Source organism: Bacillus cereus group sp. MG1, from assembly GCF_040460035.1.
GTDB lineage: Bacteria > Bacillota > Bacilli > Bacillales > Bacillaceae_G > Bacillus_A > Bacillus_A cereus.
In genome coordinates this window covers 1,964,736-1,983,724 of the sequence record NZ_JARVGY010000001.1, presented here as the reverse complement: position 1 = coordinate 1,983,724, position 18,989 = coordinate 1,964,736, and the positions used below count along the sequence as shown (strand labels likewise).

The window sequence follows — 18,989 nt, the reverse complement described above, 5'->3', positions numbered from 1 at the left end:
TGAGTTTTATTTATTACCCAAAATGTATGTAAGGTTCTTAGAAGAAAAGAATTTATTTATAATGAATAGCAGTGTAAAAACGTTAATACCTATATTATACAGAATTTTCTTTGAATTTTGGAGAGAATTTTAGTGTGCTATTATATATTTCGTTTTGATTTAAAGAATGTTTAAGGACATCCTAGCATACCTTTTATAATAATCCGATTGAACAAGGAGATGGGGGAGGAGCTATAATGGATATTCTAAAAAAGATTGAACAGCATCGAGCAGCAGAAGAACGTTTACAATGGGAAGGTACGTTTGCAGAGTATTTGGAGCTTGTGAAAGAAAGACCATGGGTGGCTCAAACAGCACACTCTCGCATTTACAATATGATAAAAGATGCTGGAATTGAAGAAGTTGATGGTAGAAGAAAGTATAACTTCTTTAGTAATCAGCTCTTTGGATTAGAGGATGCTCTAGAACGTCTTGTAGAGGAATATTTTCATCCATCTGCAAAACGATTAGATGTTAGAAAAAGAATTTTATTATTAATGGGTCCTGTTAGTGGAGGGAAATCAACGTTAGTTACAATGTTGAAACGAGGATTAGAAACATATTCAAGAACAGATCGCGGAGCAATTTTTGCGATTAAAGGATGCCCAATGCACGAGGATCCACTGCATTTAATTCCACATCATTTACGAGATGATTTCTTTGATGAGTATGGGGTTAGAATTGAAGGGAATTTATCACCACTAAATGTCATGCGTTTAGAGCAAGAATACGGATCAAGAATTGAGGATGTAGTTGTAGAGCGTATCTTCTTCTCTGAAGATCGTCGTACAGGGATTGGTACATTTAGCCCGTCTGATCCAAAATCACAGGATATTGCAGATTTAACAGGTAGTCTGGACTTTTCTACGATTGCAGAATATGGTTCAGAATCAGATCCGCGTGCGTATCGATTTGATGGAGAATTAAATAAGGCAAACCGAGGAATGATGGAGTTCCAAGAGATGTTAAAATGCGATGAGAAGTTTTTATGGCACTTATTATCACTTACGCAAGAAGGGAATTTCAAAGCGGGAAGATTTGCGCTTATTTCAGCAGATGAATTAATTGTAGCGCATACGAATGAAACAGAGTATCGCTCATTTATAGCAAATAAGAAAAATGAAGCATTGCACTCAAGAATTATTGTAATGCCAGTTCCTTATAATTTACGAGTAAGTGAAGAAGAACATATTTATGAAAAAATGATTCGTGAAAGTGATGTATCGAATGTTCACATTGCACCACACACACTTCGCGTTGCAGCAATGTTCACCATTTTAACTCGTTTAAAAGATCCGAAGCGTCCGGATATTGATTTAATTAAAAAGATGCGTTTGTATGATGGGGAAACGGTAGAAGGTTATAATGCGATTGATGTAGAAGAATTACAACGCGAATATCAAGATGAAGGTATGAAGGGTATTGATCCTCGTTATGTCATTAACCGAATTTCGTCTACAATCATTCGAAAAGAGGTACCATCTATTAACGCGTTAGATGTACTTAGATCTTTAAAAGATGGGCTAGATCAGCATCCATCCATTAGTAATGAAGACCGTGAACGTTACATGAACTTCATCTCATTAGCGAGAAAAGAATACGATGAAATCGCGAAGAAAGAAGTACAAAAAGCGTTTGTTTATTCATATGAAGAATCAGCTAAGACGCTTATGGATAATTACTTAGATAACGTTGAGGCGTACTGCAATAAATCGAAATTACGTGATCCGTTAACAGGAGAAGAAATGAGTCCAGATGAAAAATTAATGCGCTCAATTGAAGAGCAAATTGGAATTTCAGAAAATGCTAAGAAAGCGTTCCGTGAAGAGATTTTAATTCGCATTTCTGCTTATGCCCGTAAAGGAAAACGCTTTGATTATAATTCACATGAACGTCTTCGTGAAGCGATTCAGAAAAAACTATTTGCTGATTTAAAAGATATAGTGAAAATTACAACGTCAACGAAAACGCCGGACGAAAATCAGCTTAAGAAAATCAATGATGTTGTTGCGCGTTTAATTGATGAGCATGGCTATAATTCTTCTTCAGCAAATGAATTACTACGCTATGTAGGTAGCTTGTTAAACAGATAGTTTGATAACAAAACGCTGTCTCTTGTATTTTGCGGGACAGCGTTTTATTATCCGTTCATATGTGTATAAAGTGTCATACCTTGTCCAAATGTAATAAATTAAGATGCAATTTTATGAATTTATTGTCAATTATTTTTACAATATGCATATGATAGAGTAACCAACCATTCATACGAAAAAAGCCAACACAATACAATATGTTGCAAAGTAAAAATATGTGCAACAATGCATTGTGTTTCTTTCTTATCAGTGGCTGAATATTTCTTTCTATTATGTGAGTGGCAAAATTTTGTTTAGGATGCTCGGGGTATTGTATGAAAAACGTTATAAATGTTTATGGGATGATTTTCTGTGGGCAGTTACCTTTCAAACATTCTAGCTTGCACATTACAGAACAAAATTTATAGATTGCTGTTCATACAGGAAGACAATTACAGTAAGGAGGGAAAGGAATGGGCGAAGAAAATCAACCAAATTATACGATTTCACAGGAAAACTGGTCCCTCCATCGCAAAGGATATGACGACCAACAGCGCCATCAAGAAAAAGTACAAGAGGCAATTAAGAATAATTTACCCGATCTTGTAACAGAAGAAAGTATAGTTATGTCTAATGGCAAGGATGTTGTAAAAATACCAATTCGTTCTCTAGATGAATATAAGATTAGATACAATTATGATAAAAATAAACATGTTGGGCAAGGAAACGGTGACAGCAAAGTTGGTGATGTCGTTGCGAGAGATGGATCAGGTGGTCAAAAACAAAAAGGGCCAGGAAAAGGGCAAGGAGCAGGAGATGCAGCTGGGGAAGATTACTATGAAGCTGAAGTCTCTATTTTAGAATTAGAGCAAGCGTTTTTCAGAGAGTTAGAACTGCCTAATTTAAAGAGAAAAGAAATGGATGAAAACCGGATTGAACATGTTGAATTTAATGACATTAGAAAAACAGGATTATGGGGAAATATCGATAAGAAAAGAACAATGATATCCGCATATAAACGAAATGCAATGAGTGGTAAAGCATCTTTTCATCCAATTCACCAAGAAGACTTAAAGTTCCGCACTTGGAATGAAGTATTAAAGCCAGATTCAAAAGCTGTTGTATTAGCGATGATGGATACGAGTGGATCGATGGGAATATGGGAGAAATATATGGCACGTAGCTTCTTTTTCTGGATGACAAGATTTTTACGCACAAAGTATGAAACAGTAGATATTGAATTTATTGCCCATCATACGGAGGCAAAAGTAGTTCCAGAGGAAGAGTTTTTCTCAAAAGGAGAAAGTGGCGGAACGATTTGTTCTTCTGTATACAAAAAAGCACTCGAACTTATCGATAATAAATATTCACCAGACCGCTATAATATTTATCCATTCCATTTTTCAGATGGTGATAATTTAACATCAGATAATGCTAGATGTGTAAAACTTGTTGAAGAGCTAATGAAGAAGTGTAATATGTTTGGGTATGGGGAAGTGAATCAGTACAACCGCCATAGTACACTCATGTCAGCCTATAAAAATATTAAAGATGAAAACTTTAGATACTATATTTTAAAGCAAAAAGCAGACGTATTTCATGCGATGAAAAGCTTTTTTAGAGAAGAATCAGGTGAGAAAATGGCATAACCTCTTTTAAAGAGGTTCTTTTTTTGTAAACTTTTTATTTTCCTAGTTGACAATGATAATGAAAATCATTATCATTTATTCGAGAAATGATTACATTTCGAATTATATATTTCGGAGGAGATGTAAAGTTGAAACAAAATAAAAGAAAACGTATAAATGCAATGATTATAGCGGCAGCGTTATCACTTCCGTTTGCTGTTTATTCAACACCTGCTTTAGCGGCAGTAGCAATTGAGGCGAATAAAACTGGACAAGGTTTAGAAGATGGTACATATGATGCTGTTATTAAAGCGTATAAAGATAAAACGAATGAAGAGTCTATGGCAGCTGTTTATATAAAGGATCCGAAATTAACAATTGAGAATGGAAAGAAAATTGTAACAGCAACATTAAGTGATAGTGATTTCTTTCAATACTTGAAAACAGAGGATATTCATACTCCAGGTGTGTTTCATGATGTGAAAGTAATATCAGAAGATAAAAAGAAAAATGGAACGAAAGTGATTCGGTTTGAAGTAGGGGAATTAGGAAAAAGGTATAATATGCGAATGCATATTTATATTCCAACAATGGCCTATGATAATAAGTACCAAGTACAGTTTGAAGTAAATACATTGAATTTAGAGAACAATGTTCCAGAAAAACAAAAGGAAAATAAAGAGGATAAAGTGGATCAACAAGATGGAATTGGAAATGTAATAGTAGATAAGCAACTACAAAGGCATATTAATAAATATAATTTGAATAGAGAAAATCTAGATACCCCAATAACTAAGGAAGATTTATTAAAAGTTAAAGCTTTAATAGTCGTTGAAGCTAAAAATAAAGGAATACAAGACGTAAGCGGTCTAGAATATATGACGAACTTAGAAAACTTAACTTTGGAAGAAGTTAAGTTAAAAAATATAAAATTTATCTCGGGATTGAGACAATTAAAATCATTAAGTATAACCTATGGTGAACTTGAAGATATTGGACCTTTGGCTGAGTTAGAGCATATTGAGTTTTTAACTTTGAGAAACAATAAAATCTCAGATTTAAGCCCATTAAGCCAAATGAAGAAGATTAAAATGCTAGATTTAAATAGTAATTATATAAAAGATATTAAACCATTATTTACAGTGAAATCTTTAAGGACTTTGACTGTGGCAAATAATCAAATTAGTAATGATAACCTTGCTGGAATTGAGCAATTGAAAAATGTAAAAAACTTATCTTTAAGTAACAATGGACTTACGAATATTGAACATATTACATCAATGAAAAAATTAGTAGAGTTAGATCTTGCTAAAAATGAATTAGAAAACATCGAACCTTTATCAAGATTATCTACTGTACAATCACTTAATTTAGAAGAAAACTATATTTCAGATATAACGCCACTTAGTCACTTAACAGACTTATATGATTTAAAGCTAGGTTCAAATGAAATTCGTGATGTTAGACCTGTTCAAGAGCTAGGAAAAAGGATATATATCGATATTCAAAGACAAAAAATCTTTTTAGATAATGTAGAAAAAGATAAGGAAGTTAAAATACCTATCTATAATTTACAAGGAGAGCCACTTGATACTATTCAATTGAAGAGTGAAGATGGGATAGTTAATAATGGTTCTGTTAAATGGGGGACTACTGGTGAAAAAATATATGAATTTACGTTGGATATAAAGCCAGAAGAGAATCGTATTAAGTTTAATGGAACAGTAATTCAAAATGTTGTTGAAAGATTAGACGAAATCAAGGAAACAATAAAAGAGGATAATGAACAAAAGGAAAATATAATTCTCGATAAAAATTTACAACAACATATTAATAAAGAGAATTTAGGTAGAGAGAATTTAAACGCTCCTATTACAAAAGAAGATTTATTACAGATTAAAAAATTAGAGATATTTAAAGAAAATGGAAATGAGATAAAAAATATAACAGGTTTAGAGTACATGACGAACTTAGAAAAACTCACTTTAGAAGGAGTAGGCCTGAAAAATATTGAGTTCATCTCAAACTTGAAACAATTGAATAATGTGAATGTATCTCATAATCAAATTGAAGATATAACACCACTATCTTCATTGGAAAATTTACAGTGGTTAAATCTTGCGGACAATCATATTAAAGATGTAACGGTTATTGGTTCCATGCTAAACTTATTTAGCTTAAATCTAGCTGGGAATGAGATTCGTGATGTCAGGTCGTTAATACAATTAGGGCAGTGGTTTACAATTGATGTTGGAAGACAAAATATCATTTTAAATGATGCAAAAATAAACGAAGAAATTCAAGTTCCTGTATATGATTTAGAAGGAGAAAGTATTGAAAATATTCAATTGACAAGTGAGGGAGGGACGTTTAATAACGGAGTAATAAAATGGAATACGCCAGGTGAAAAGGTGTATAAATTTGATTTAGATTCTGATGAAATTAGCATAAGGTTTAACGGAACAGTTATACAGAATATAGTGGAAAAAGAAGAAGTAAAAGAACCGGTAAAAGAAGTTGAAGAAGCAAAAGAAGAAGTGAAAGAACCAACAAAAGAAGTTGAAGAAACAAAAGAAGAAGTGAAAGAACCGGTAAAAGAAGTTGAAGAAGCAAAAGAAGAAGTGAAAGAACCGATAAAAGAAGTTGAAGGATCGAAAGAAGAAGTGAAGGAACCGGTAAAAGAAGTTGAAGAAACAAAAGAAGAAGTGAAAGAACCGATAAAAGAAGTTGAAGGATCGAAAGAAGAAGTGAAGGAACCGGTAAAAGAAGTTGAAGGATCGAAAGAAGAAGTGAAAGAACCTGCAAAAGAAGTTGAAGAGCCAAAAGAAGAAGTGGACGAGCTAACAACAGGAGTTGAAGAGTCGAAAGCGGAGGGGAAAGAAACAGGAAAAGAAATTGAAGGTTCAAAAGAAGCAGTAAATCCATCCGAAGTAGTCCAAGAACAAAACATGAATCATCAAGTTGTGAAAGAAAATAAACCAGTTGCTAATAAACAGGAAGAAAGTAAGAAATCATTAGGAGCAACAGGTGGACAAGCGAATACATCAAAGTTACTTTCAGGCGTAGTATTAGTTCTTTCAGCACTGAGTATGTTTGTATTTAGAAAGAGATTATTTAAGAAATAAATAACGTGTTATCTTATTATATTGTAAAATAATTGTATAAGTTTTTGAGAAGACATTATCATGGCAGTTTCATTTTGAAATAGGCTTATGATAATGTCTTTTTTAAGGGGGATATAAATGGAAAAGGTGTCGGAGAGCAGTTATTACAAGTTGCAATTCAGTATATTTTCTCCTTCCAAGGGATGAGAGAGATAGTACTATGTTTGAATACGAATAATGATCGTGCGATGAAATTGTACAAGAAAGTAGGCTTTGAGGAAAAAGCATGTTTACAACACTATATAATAGAGTGAAAAACCCATTCATATGAAAATGATATTTCATATGAATGGGTTTTATTACGGATTTAGAAGTGATTTGAGGCGCCAATCGTTACATAACCTTTTTTATTTTTTTCGGCACTTCTTTCGTTTGCAAATTAACATCTTCTTTTCGTAGCTCTTTAAAGAGTGAAGTAACCATAAGAACGACTACAATAGAAAATGGTAGCGCAGCAATTATAGCTGCGATTTGTAGTGCATTTAATCCTCCAGCTTGTAATAAAATAGCGGCAATTATCGCGATTGTTAATCCCCATATAAGTTTTAAACTATTTTTCGGTGATAAACTTCCGTTACTCGTTTGCATTGAAACAACAAATGTTGCTGAATCGGCAGAAGTAACGAAAAATGTGGCTACTAAAATTAACCCGATAATCGTTAAAAATGTAGAGAATGGTAGATGTGAAATAACAGCAAATAATCCAATCTCTGTACCATTTTTTGCAATTTCATCAGCTATTCCAAGCGATTGGAACATTTCCATATGGATTGCGGTACCACCAAATACTGCAAACCAAAATGTACAGATAAGAGTCGGGACTAATACAACTCCAAAAATAAATTCTTTTATTGTGCGCCCTTTAGAAATACGAGCGATGAATGTACCGACGAATGGAGACCAAGAAATCCACCATCCCCAATAGAAAATAGTCCAGTTTTCAATCCAAGAAGAAGATTTTTCATTAAATGCTCCTAAATTTAATCCCATACTAGGTAAAGCGCCGATATAAGAACCGAGTGTAGATGTGAAATATTTCATAATAAATACAGTTGGTCCTAAAAGTAAGAAAGAGATGAGTAAAATACCTGCAAGAGAGAAATTCAAGTTACTCAAATATTTAATCCCACGATCTAAGCCAGTTTGTGCACTCGTTAAATATAAAACGGCGAAGATAGCTATAAGTACGAGCTGAGTAAGTAAAGTGTTATGAATGGAAGGGAATAAATAGCTTAATCCTCCAGCAATTTGTTGAGCACCAATCCCAACAGATGGCACAATGCCAAATACTGTGGCTAAAACAGCTAGAATATCAACTGTTTTTCCAATACGAGAATTTTTCGATCGATTAAATAATGGAGTAACTGTAGCCCCGATAGTGCTACCTTTTTGTTTGCGGAATGTGAAATATGCAATTGTTAAAGCGACCATTGCGTATAGTGACCACGGAAAGAGTCCCCAGTGGAAAAATGAATATTGCATAGCGAGTTTGGCACTTTCCTCTGTCCCCGCTTTTCCTGTTAATGGATCTGTAAAATGTGAAATCGGTTCAGCGATTCCATAAAAGAGGAGTCCAATTCCCATTCCTGCCCCAAACAACATGGATAGCCAAGATGGATAATTATATTTTGGCTTTTCTCCATCTTTACCAAGACGAATAGAACCGTACTTAGAAAATGCTAAATAAACAGCCAAAATAATCATTGTAGTCATAAGTAGAGAGTAAAACCACCCAAATTTATTGAGGATAAATGAGTTTAAAGAAGATGTAACACTTTGTAAATCGTAGCCTTGTATCCAACTTGCTGGGGTAATTCCCCATATAATGAATAATGTTGTTAGCAAGAAGGAGATATAAAATACACTGTTTTCTTTTTTTATCATAGAATCCCACCCTTATTTAATAAAGTTAACAATTATAATAATCATAACAATTAAGTTTTTAATTGTCAAAAAATTACCTTTTTATAATGTGAAAGGATGCAATTTGTTTTAGGGAGGTAAAGAGCAATGTGTTCACGATATGTACAAATTATAGGAAGAAATAATATGAAATATTGCATTTTATATTGTTACATCCAGATTTTATGTTAAATTCTTGAATGGAATATTAAAATAGGGGGCAAGGATATGAACAAGAAATCAAAGATCAATAAAGTGATGCTTAGCATTAGTACAATGGCTTTATCGTTAGGCGCACTTCAAACTCATGCAGCAGCGGAAGAAAAAGTACCGTATAACGTGTTGAAAACGAAACCGGTTGGAATTGAAAAGTCGGTAGATGAAGTTGGACATATTTCAAAAGTTGATGAAACTTTATCATTTCAAGAACGTTTAAAAGTAGGAGATTTTTCACAGCGACCAGCATCTATTACGAAGAAAACTGCAGTAAAGCAAGTTAAAGAAAGCTATTCAATGGCTGATTTAAACAAAATGAATGATCGAGAATTAGTTGAAACGTTAGGCAGTATTAAGTGGCACCAAATTACAGACTTATTCCAGTTTAATGAAGATGCAAAGGCTTTTTATAAAGATAAAGGAAAAATGCAAGTCATTATAGATGAATTAGCTCATAGAGGTAGTACATTTACGAAAGATGATTCAAAAGGAATTCAAACGTTTACTGAAGTGCTGCGTTCAGCTTTTTATCTTGCATTTTATAATAGTGAATTAAGCGACTTAAATGAAAGAAGCTTCCAGGATAAATGTTTACCTGCTTTAAAAGCAATCGCAAACAATCCAAACTTTAAGCTTGGTACAGTTGAACAAGATACAGTCGTATCTGCATACGGTAAATTAATTAGTAATGCTTCAAGCGATGTTGAAACGGTTCAATACGCATCGAATATTTTAAAGCAATACAATGATAATTATACTACTTATGTAAATGATCGAATGAAGGGACAAGCAATATACGATATCATGCAAGGTATTGACTATGATATACAGTCGTACTTAACTGAAGCTCGTAAAGAAGCGAATGAAACGATGTGGTATGGAAAAGTAGATGGGTTTATTAATGAAATAAATCGTATTGCTCTTCTAAATGAAGTAACGCCAGAAAATAAATGGCTTGTTAATAATGGCATTTATTTTGCTAGCCGTTTAGGGAAGTTTCATAGTAATCCAAATAAAGGATTAGAGGTTGTTACACAAGCAATGCATATGTACCCGCGCTTAAGTGAACCGTATTTTGTTGCGGTAGAACAAATTACAACAAATTATAATGGTAAAGATTATAGCGGGAATACAGTAGATTTAGAGAAAATACGTAAAGAAGGAAAAGAGCAATACTTACCAAAAACGTATACATTCGACGATGGATCAATTGTGTTCAAAACAGGAGATAAAGTATCAGAAGAAAAAATTAAGAGACTATATTGGGCTGCGAAGGAAGTAAAGGCACAGTATCACCGTGTAATTGGAAATGACAAAGCGTTAGAGCCAGGAAATGCGGATGATGTATTAACGATCGTAATTTATAATAGTCCAGATGAATATCAGTTAAATAGACAATTGTATGGATATGAAACAAACAACGGTGGAATTTATATTGAAGAGACAGGTACATTCTTTACATATGAGCGTACACCAGAGCAAAGTATTTATAGTTTAGAAGAGTTATTCCGTCATGAATTTACTCATTATCTGCAAGGGAGATATGAAGTTCCTGGTTTATTTGGAAGAGGAGATATGTATCAAAATGAAAGGCTAACTTGGTTCCAAGAAGGAAATGCAGAGTTTTTCGCAGGATCTACTCGTACGAATAACGTTGTACCAAGAAAGAGTATAATTAGCGGATTATCATCTGATCCTGCAAGCCGTTATACAGCAGAGCGTACACTATTTGCTAAATACGGTTCTTGGGATTTCTATAATTACTCGTTCGCATTGCAGTCTTACTTATATACGCATCAGTTTGAAACATTTGATAAAATTCAAGATTTGATTCGTGCGAATGACGTGAAAAATTATGATGCATATCGTGAAAATCTAAGTAAAGATCCTAAGTTAAATAAAGAGTATCAAGAGTATATGCAGCAGTTAATTGATAATCAAGATAAATATAATGTACCGGAAGTAGCAGATGATTATTTAGCTGAACATGCACCGAAATCGTTAACTGAAGTGAAAAAAGAAATTAGTGATACGTTGCCTATGAAAGATACAAAAATGACAAAACATAATTCTCAATTCTTTAATACATTTACATTAGAAGGTACGTATACAGGTAGTGTCACAAAAGGTGAATCAGAAGATTGGAAAGCAATGAGTAAAAGAGTAAATGAATCTTTAGAACAATTGGCGCAAAAAGAATGGAGTGGCTACAAAACTGTTACAGCATACTTCGTCAATTATCGTGTGAATAGTTCAAATGAATTTGAATATGATGTAGTCTTCCATGGAATCGCAAAAGATGATGGAGAAAATAAAGCTCCAACGGTTAATATAAATGGCCCTTATAGCGGTCTTGTAAAAGAGGGAATTCAATTTAAAAGTGATGGCTCAAACGATGAAGATGGAAAAATTGTTTCTTATTTATGGGAATTTGGAGATGGAAGCACAAGTGCAGAAGTGAATCCAGTACATGTATATGAAAGAGAAGGTTCTTATAAAGTATCATTAAGAGTAAAAGATGATAAAGGCAAAGAGAGCAGAAGCGAAACAACTGTTACGATTAAAGATGGAAGTTTAACAGAATCAGAACCAAATAATCGTCTAGAAGAAGCAAATCGTATCGGGCTAAATAGTACGATAAAAGGCAGTCTTATTGGCGGGGACCACACTGATGTTTATACATTTAATGTAGCATCAGCGAAAGATATCGACATTTCTGTTTTAAATGAGTATGGAATTGGGATGACATGGGTACTTCACCATGAATCAGATATGCAAAATTATGCAGCTTACGGTCAAGCCAATGGGAATCATATAGAAGCGAAATTTAATGCAAAACCAGGCAAGTATTACTTGTATGTATATAAATATGATAATGGTGATGGAACGTACAAATTATCAGTAAAATAAGTGTCTTTCCAATGTATGTTTAACTTTACTTTTTGTGGAAAATAGTATATTATATAGATATATAATATATCGGTTATTTTCTAGGAGGAGCCTGTCACAATAGGTTTCTCCTGTTCTTTTTTAGAGGCCTGTCTTACAGGCTTTTCTTTAAAAGGTAAATAACTGAAAATTAAGAACTATAATCTTTGAAAGAGGTGGGGCATACATATAACAAAAAAGGGATTGTTTAAGAAAGGGGGATAAGAAATGGTCTTGTTTGGTTATCCACTTGAAACAATTTATTTATATGGATTTATTATTGCTACTATACTCACTGTTATTTATATCTTCTTTGGAGATATATTTGAATCGATATTTAGTTTTGGGGGCGGAGCTGTATCCGTTGTTACTTTATTACTTAGTTTCTTCGCCATGTTATGTGGGCTTAGTTATATAGGAGAATATTTGTTTTCCTTTAATAGTATTACTATTTTTGGGGCTGCATTTGCTATATCTTTTATCGGTGTTTTCATCATGAAAATACTAATTTTAAAACCGATTGCAGAAGCAGAGCAAAATACCGTACAACGTATGGATGAATTTATCGGTTGCAAAGGAGAAGTCATTACGACAATTCCTACAGAAGGATTTGGTGAAGTATTAATTTCATCCCAATTTGGAAGTAATGCAATCCCAGCTAAAACAGTTGGAAAAAAAGATATTTCGCAAGGAACAGAGGTTATTATCGAGGGAGTCCAAGATGGTGTTTTACTTGTACAAAACATCGCTTATTCTTTAAAAAAACCAAAATTATAAGGGGGAATTTACATGACGATTCCATTAATTATCGGTGGAGTTTTACTGGCAATTTTAATTCTACTCATTTTAGTATTCATTACGAAGTATCGTACGGTTGGTCCAGATGAAGCGTTAATTGTTACAGGGAACTGGCTTGGTGGAGGAAAGAATGTTGTTACCACTGATGATGGAAAGAAGATTAAGATTATCCGCGGGGGCGGTACTTTCGTAGTTCCAATTATGCAAAGAGCAGAACCTTTAAGCCTATTAAACTACAAATTAGAAGTTGGTACACGTGATACGTATACGAAGCAAGGTGTTCCAGTTACAGTAAATGGTGTTTCTATTATTAAAGTAGGTTCTACAATTGAAGAAGTATCTACTGCAGCTGAGCAATATTTAGGAAAAGAAACGGAAGAGTTAAAAGTAGAAGCAAAAGAGGTTTTAGAAGGTCACTTACGTGCAATCTTATCTTCTATGACAGTAGAGGATGCGTATAGTAATAGAGAGCAATTTGCTCAAAAGGTACATGAAGTAGCTTCTACAGATTTAAAGAAGATGGGACTTCGCATTGTTTCTTTCACAATTAAAGAAATAATGGATAAAAACGGATACTTAGATGCGCTTGGTCAGCCGCAAATTGCGACCGTTAAGCGTGATGCAACAATTGCGAACGCAGAGCGTGAAAAAGAAGCACGTATTGAAAAAGCACGTGCTGAAAAAGAGGCAAAAGAAGCAGAATATCAACGTGATGCACAAATCGCTGAAGCTGAAAAACATAAAGAATTAAAAGTACAGTCCTATAAGAGGGAACAAGAGCAAGCCCGTGCAGATGCGGATCTTTCTTACGAATTACAACAAGCGAAAGCACAACAAGGTGTTACAGAAGAGCAAATGCGCGTTAAAATCATTGAGCGTGAAAAGCAAATCGAGTTAGAAGAAAAAGAGATTGCGCGTCGTGAAAAGCAATATGATGCAGAAGTTAAGAAAAAAGCAGATGCAGATCGCTATGCTGTTGAGCAATCAGCGGAAGCAGAAAAAGTAAAACAAATTAAAAAGGCAGATGCGGATCAATATAAGATTGAAGCTGAAGCGAGAGCTCGTGCGGAAGAAGTACGTGTAGAAGGTTTAGCGAAGGCGGAAATCGAAAAAGCGCAAGGTCAAGCGAAAGCGGAAGTACAAAAAGCACAAGGTACGGCGGAAGCAGATGTTATTAGATTAAAAGGTTTAGCAGAAGCAGAAGCGAAGCAAAAAATTGCAGAGGCATTTGAGTTATATGGCCAAGCGGCAATTATGGATATGGTTCTTAAAATGCTTCCAAGTTATGCGAAGGAAGTTGCAAGTCCGCTTAGTAACATTGATAAAATTACAGTTGTTGATACAGGCGGCGGTGGTAAAAATAGCGGCGCCGGAAAAGTTGCGGGTTATGCAACTGATTTAATGGCAACGATGCAAGAAACGTTAAAAGCTTCTTCTGGAATTGACTTAAAAGAGCTATTAGAAGGATTTGCTGGAAAAGGAGCGGTACAACAATTATCAAGTGATAAACCTGTTGTATCTGTAGTAGAAGATGAGAAAAAAGAAGTAGAAAAAGATAAAGAATAGTAAGGTGGAAAGAACCTCTAGTAAGTGAAATACTGGAGGTTCTTCTGTGAATTATAATATTTCGAATAATATACATTTTTATATATTGTTTTAATTATTTAATTTATATAGAATGAAAAAGGTATGTATTAACTCTTTAATAGAAAAAGAGACAAAGAGTTAATACAATTAATCGTGTAATTTATATAAATAAATTAAATGTGAGATAATTACATTTAAAACGGTATGGAGGGGTAGAAATATGTTTCAAGGGAAATTAAGGAGTAGTAGTTTAAAAACAAAGTTACTTGTGTCATTTGTTATCATTTTAATTCTTCCAAGTATTGTAATTGGTTGGACGTCTTATCAACAAGCAAAGACAAATTTTAATGAAACAATTTTACAATCAGCGGAAGATAACGTAAAGATTTTAAATAATGTTATTAACAAGGAGATAGACAGTAAAAAGGTAGACGCAGTATATTTTACAAAGTTATTTAATGGAGTAAGTTACGGAACTGATCAGCTCCAAAATGTGCAAAATAAATTAGAAGAATATAATAAATTACATCCAGAAATAGAAGCAGTTTATACGGGATCTAGTACAGGACAATTTATTCAATCACCGTCTATTCAAATGCCAGATGGGTATAATCCTACCGAAAGAGATTGGTATAAAGAAGCAGCGAAAAAAAGCGGAGAAGTGGTTATCACAGCCCCATATAAGTCAAGTACAACAGGGAATATTGTTATTACAATAGCAAAACAAAATGAGGATAAAAGTGGTGTTCTCGGTATTGATTTAATTATTAATGATATTGTAAATACTTCAAAAATGGTCAATATCGGCAAAAAAGGATATGTAGCAATCTTTGACCAATCTAAAAATGTAATAGCGCATCCGACGATGAAGCCAGGTGACAAGGTAGAAGAAAAAGTGGAGAAGGAATTGTATAAACAAGAAACAGGTGATTTTAAATTCAAACTTGATGGTGATGATCGCAATATTACCTTTATAACAAATAAGCAGACTGGATGGAAAATAGCAGGAATTATGCCTTCAAAAGAAATTATCGAAGCAGCTAACCCTATTTTCTATAAAACAATAACTGTTATTGGTATTTCATTAGTAATTGGTGGGATTTTAATTTACTTCATAATTGCTTCTATTATTAGTCCGTTAAAACAACTTGTTATCTCATCGAAAAAGATTAGTGAAGGCGATTTAACAGAGTCAATTACAGTTCATTCTAAAGATGAAATTGGGCAGCTAGGAGAAAGTTTTAACGAGATGGCTGCATCGTTACAAAGTGTCATTTCCAATATAAACACTTCAGCAAGTCATGTAGCGGCATCTTCAGAAGAATTAACAGCTAGTATGAAGCAGACAAGCGAAGCAACGGAACAAATTACACAGGCGATAGAGCAAGTATCAAGTGGTGCAGAAATACAAACGAAAGAAGTTGAAGAAGGAGCAACATTGTTAGAAGAAGTTACAGAAGGAATTCAGCGTGTTGCAGATAGTTCTTCATTAGTATCTACAGCCTCTATGTATACGAAGAAAAAAGCTGAAAATGGTGGGAAGTTAGTTGAACAAACTGTGAATCAAATGCAATTAATTCATGAGTCTGTTTCACAGTCAGACAAAATCATTGGTTTGTTAGACGATAAGTCGAAACAAATTGGAGCAATCCTTGAAGTGATTCAACATATTGCAGAACAGACAAATTTATTAGCGTTAAATGCGGCAATTGAGGCTGCGAGAGCTGGAGAGCAAGGAAGAGGATTTGCAATTGTAGCAGATGAAGTGCGAAAGCTAGCAGAACAATCAGGACAGTCTTCTACGGAAATTGGGAAACTAGTGAAAGAGATTCAATTTGATATAAAAGAAACAGTAAGCTCTATGAATCAAGTTGGAGCAGAAGTACAATCAGGACTTGTAGTTGCAAATGAAACGAAGCAAAGCTTTGCTGAAATATTGAAATCTACGGATGATACAGTTGTACAAATTGATAACATGGTAGATGTAGCAAAACAAATGACGGTAGATGCAAAACAAGTAAGTGCATCTATTAATGAAATTGCAGCTACAATTGAAGAAAATGCAGCAAGCGTTCAAAATATTGCTGGTTCCTCTGAGGAACAATTAGCTTCAGTAGATGAAATAAATGCAGCAGCAGTCCATTTATCACAAATGGCAGAAGAATTACAAGAGATGATTAGTAAGTTTAAAGTGTAATAACGAATGTTAAGAAACGAGGTAGTAATTTTACTTCGTTTCTTTTTTTATGAAGAGAAAAAGAAATATAGAGTAACCGTGTTATGATTAAGTATAATTAAAGAGACTGTATATTCTTTAAATTCTATCTTTAATCATGTTAGGGGAATGGTTTTGAAGTTAAAAAAATTAAAACTCCAACCGAGAATTACATTAACTATTAGTATACTTATTTTAGTTGTACTTATGCTAACGAGTTATTTATTTTATTACATATTATCTGAAACGGTAGAAGAGCAAATTGGCAAAAGGGCTTTACATGTTGCGAAAACAGTTGCTGCTATACCTGAAATAAAGGAAGCTTTTCAAAAAGAAAACCCAGCTTCTATTATTCAGCCGATTGCAGAAAGAATTCGAATGGATACAGAGGCTGACTTCATTGTAGTTGGAAATAAAGAGGGGATTCGATATGCACATCCTGAGCGAGATAAAATAGGAGAAGCGATGATTGGTGGAGATAACAAAGGCGTTTTATTAGAAGGAAAATCATATGTTTCGAAAGCAACTGGATCATTAGGCCCTTCATTACGCGGAAAAGTTCCAATCCATAATCAGGAAAATGAAATCATTGGTGTTGTGTCTGTTGGATTTTCAATGGATGATATTCATGGAGCGGTAGAAGTGTATGGAAAGCGTGTATTTTGGATTACAATAATAGGGCTATTAATTGGAGTAATCGGCTCTATATATTTAGCGGCAAGTATAAAAAGAATGATGTTCGGTATGGAACCAGAAGAAATTTCATCTTTATATGAAGAGCATAGTACAGTGATTCAATCTGTACGTGAAGGGATTATTGTAATCGATAAAAATGGCATGATTAGTTTAGTCAATCAAGCAGCCTATGATATTCTTTCGCTAGATAAACAACAAAATATTATTGGGGAATTTATTTTAAATGTAATTCCTAATTCAACGATACTAGATGTACTTCAAACTGGTGAAGAACAGTTTGATCGCCAATTAAATATAAAAGGACAGGCTGTTATTGCGAACCGTCTACCTATTAAAGTAAAGAATAAAGTAACTGGCGTTGTATCGAGCTTACGTTTGAAATCTGAAATGGATCAGTTAACAGCAGAATTATCTCAGACGAAGCAATATACAGAGGCATTACGAGCGCAAGCGCACGAATATAACAATTTATTGTATACGCTTTCAGGTCTTATCCAATTAGAATCATACGAAGATGCTTTAGAGCTTATTCATAAGGAAACAGCGGTATATCAAGATTTTGTTCAATTTATTATGAAGCGGATTCAAAATCCATGGCTAGGTGGAATTTTAATTGGATTTTATAATAGAGCACGAGAGTTGAAGATTGATTTTATGCTAGATAGAGAAAGTGGTTTAGACAAATTAAGTCCACATATTGAGAGTAATTATGTCGTTTCTATTTTAGGAAATTTAATTACGAATGCATTTGAAGCAATTGAAAAAAATGAAGAGAATGATAAGAAAGTAAGGATGTTTGTAACTGATATTGGAGAAGAAATATTAATTGAAGTGGAAGATTCAGGGCAAGGGATTCATGATGAAATAATTACTAGCATATTCTATAAAGGCTTTTCGACGAAAGAAGGAGGAGAGCGAGGATATGGATTAGCAAAAGTGAAAGAGTTAGTAGAAGATTTAAATGGAAGTATTGCAATCGAAAAAGGGGATTTAGGTGGTGCGTTATTTATTATTGCACTACCGAAAGAGAGAGGCGAATAGTAATGGGTGAGGAGATTGAAGTATTAATTGTAGAAGATGATATTCGGATTGCGGACATTCATCGTCGTTTTACTGAAAAAATTGAGGGATTTAAAGTAATTGGAACGGCAACGACTGGAGAACAAGCGAAAGAATGGCTAGAGCTTGTGAAGCCACAGCTTGTTTTATTAGATGTGTACTTACCTGATATGCAAGGAACGGAACTTGTCACATATATTAGGAATCATTTGCACGATACAGATATTATTATGATTACAGCAGCATCGGAAGCAGATGTAGTGAGGCACGCCCTGCGGGGCGGAGTAACAGATTATATCGTAAAGCCACTAATGTTTGACCGATTTAAAGCAAGTCTGGAAGGCTATCAAAAAAAGATTATACAGTTAAAGAAAAACAATCAATTATCTACGGAACAAATTGAATATTTATGGTCTCAAAGAGGCGTGAAGGGAAATGAAATGGAATATGCCCCGAAAGGGATAGATCCTTTAACTTTAGCGAAAATAAAAAAGCATATGTTAACAGTTAATGAAGAAGGGATTACAGCAGAGGTACTAAGTTCAATGGTAGGCGTAAGCCGATCAACTGCAAGGCGCTATTTAGAGTATTTAATATCTGGGAAGAAAGTCCACGCAGAGCTAATATATGGGAGTGTGGGGAGACCGGAGAGACGGTATTTTCTTGTTTCTTCATAATAAAAAAC

At 34.0% G+C, this 18,989-nt stretch carries 10 protein-coding genes and 2 pseudogenes; 11 read left to right on the top strand and 1 reads right to left on the bottom strand.

Annotated elements, in window-relative coordinates:
* Nucleotides 1–236 precede the first annotated feature (236 nt).
* The 4 genes and pseudogenes from QCI79_RS10235 to QCI79_RS10220 all read left to right on the top strand — a co-directional run.
* The gene (locus tag QCI79_RS10235) at nt 237–2,132 is read left to right on the top strand and encodes a PrkA family serine protein kinase (RefSeq protein ID WP_000353273.1); all 1,896 of its coding nucleotides are present in this window, start codon (nt 237–239) and stop codon (nt 2,130–2,132) included.
* Between the two features lie 452 nt (nt 2,133–2,584).
* Entirely contained in the window at nt 2,585–3,760 is a 1,176-nt protein-coding gene (yhbH, locus tag QCI79_RS10230; protein ID WP_000503518.1) for a sporulation protein YhbH, read from the top strand.
* A gap of 128 nt (nt 3,761–3,888) precedes the next feature.
* The gene (locus QCI79_RS10225) at nt 3,889–6,864 is read left to right on the top strand and encodes an NEAT domain-containing protein (protein ID WP_021728382.1); all 2,976 of its coding nucleotides are present in this window, start codon (nt 3,889–3,891) and stop codon (nt 6,862–6,864) included.
* A gap of 122 nt (nt 6,865–6,986) precedes the next feature.
* Nucleotides 6,987–7,157, top strand: a pseudogene (locus tag QCI79_RS10220) (GNAT family N-acetyltransferase); the annotation flags it as partial.
* A 79-nt stretch (nt 7,158–7,236) separates the two neighbouring features.
* Here QCI79_RS10220 and opuD read toward each other — a convergent pair.
* The gene (opuD, locus tag QCI79_RS10215; RefSeq protein WP_000591579.1) at nt 7,237–8,787 is read right to left on the bottom strand and encodes a glycine betaine transporter OpuD; all 1,551 of its coding nucleotides are present in this window, start codon (nt 8,785–8,787) and stop codon (nt 7,237–7,239) included.
* Nucleotides 8,788–9,033: 246 nt separating this feature from the next.
* Between opuD and colA the strand changes: the two genes are divergently transcribed.
* The 7 genes and pseudogenes from colA to QCI79_RS10185 all read left to right on the top strand — a co-directional run bounded on the left by colA (nt 9,034) and on the right by QCI79_RS10185 (nt 18,981).
* Nucleotides 9,034–11,931, top strand: a complete 2,898-nt coding sequence (gene colA, locus QCI79_RS10210) for a collagenase ColA (RefSeq protein ID WP_001036424.1) — start codon at nt 9,034–9,036, stop codon at nt 11,929–11,931.
* Nucleotides 11,932–12,177: 246 nt separating this feature from the next.
* Nucleotides 12,178–12,726: an NfeD family protein gene (locus QCI79_RS10205; protein ID WP_000242433.1), complete on the top strand. Its 549-nt coding sequence runs from the start codon at nt 12,178–12,180 to the stop codon at nt 12,724–12,726.
* A 12-nt stretch (nt 12,727–12,738) separates the two neighbouring features.
* Entirely contained in the window at nt 12,739–14,313 is a 1,575-nt protein-coding gene (locus tag QCI79_RS10200) for a flotillin lipid rafts scaffold protein FloT (RefSeq protein ID WP_000155019.1), read from the top strand.
* Between the two features lie 241 nt (nt 14,314–14,554).
* A pseudogene (locus tag QCI79_RS34990) lies at nt 14,555–15,589 on the top strand (HAMP domain-containing protein); the annotation flags it as partial.
* Nucleotides 15,584–16,531: a methyl-accepting chemotaxis protein gene (locus QCI79_RS34985; protein WP_370512796.1), complete on the top strand. Its 948-nt coding sequence runs from the start codon at nt 15,584–15,586 to the stop codon at nt 16,529–16,531. The pseudogene QCI79_RS34990 and the gene QCI79_RS34985, both read left to right, overlap by 6 nt.
* A gap of 147 nt (nt 16,532–16,678) precedes the next feature.
* On the top strand, nt 16,679–18,286 hold the full coding sequence (locus QCI79_RS10190) for an ATP-binding protein (protein ID WP_021728383.1): 1,608 nt from the start codon (nt 16,679–16,681) through the stop codon (nt 18,284–18,286).
* Between the two features lie 2 nt (nt 18,287–18,288).
* Nucleotides 18,289–18,981, top strand: a complete 693-nt coding sequence (locus QCI79_RS10185; protein WP_000503466.1) for a response regulator — start codon at nt 18,289–18,291, stop codon at nt 18,979–18,981.
* The last annotated feature ends 8 nt before the right edge of the window (nt 18,982–18,989 follow it).

Bases quoted from the DNA above. Each gene is read 5' to 3' on its own strand.
- QCI79_RS10235 (WP_000353273.1), top strand. From the start codon at position 237: ATGGATATTCTAAAAAAGATTGAACAGCATCGAGCAGCAGAAGAACGT.
- opuD (WP_000591579.1), bottom strand. From the start codon at position 8,787: ATGATAAAAAAAGAAAACAGTGTATTTTATATCTCCTTCTTGCTAACA.
- colA (WP_001036424.1), top strand. From the start codon at position 9,034: ATGAACAAGAAATCAAAGATCAATAAAGTGATGCTTAGCATTAGTACA.
- QCI79_RS10185 (WP_000503466.1), top strand. From the start codon at position 18,289: ATGGGTGAGGAGATTGAAGTATTAATTGTAGAAGATGATATTCGGATT.
- QCI79_RS10200 (WP_000155019.1), top strand. From the start codon at position 12,739: ATGACGATTCCATTAATTATCGGTGGAGTTTTACTGGCAATTTTAATT.
- yhbH (WP_000503518.1), top strand. From the start codon at position 2,585: ATGGGCGAAGAAAATCAACCAAATTATACGATTTCACAGGAAAACTGG.
- QCI79_RS34985 (WP_370512796.1), top strand. From the start codon at position 15,584: ATGGCTGCATCGTTACAAAGTGTCATTTCCAATATAAACACTTCAGCA.
- QCI79_RS10205 (WP_000242433.1), top strand. From the start codon at position 12,178: ATGGTCTTGTTTGGTTATCCACTTGAAACAATTTATTTATATGGATTT.
- QCI79_RS10190 (WP_021728383.1), top strand. From the start codon at position 16,679: ATGGTTTTGAAGTTAAAAAAATTAAAACTCCAACCGAGAATTACATTA.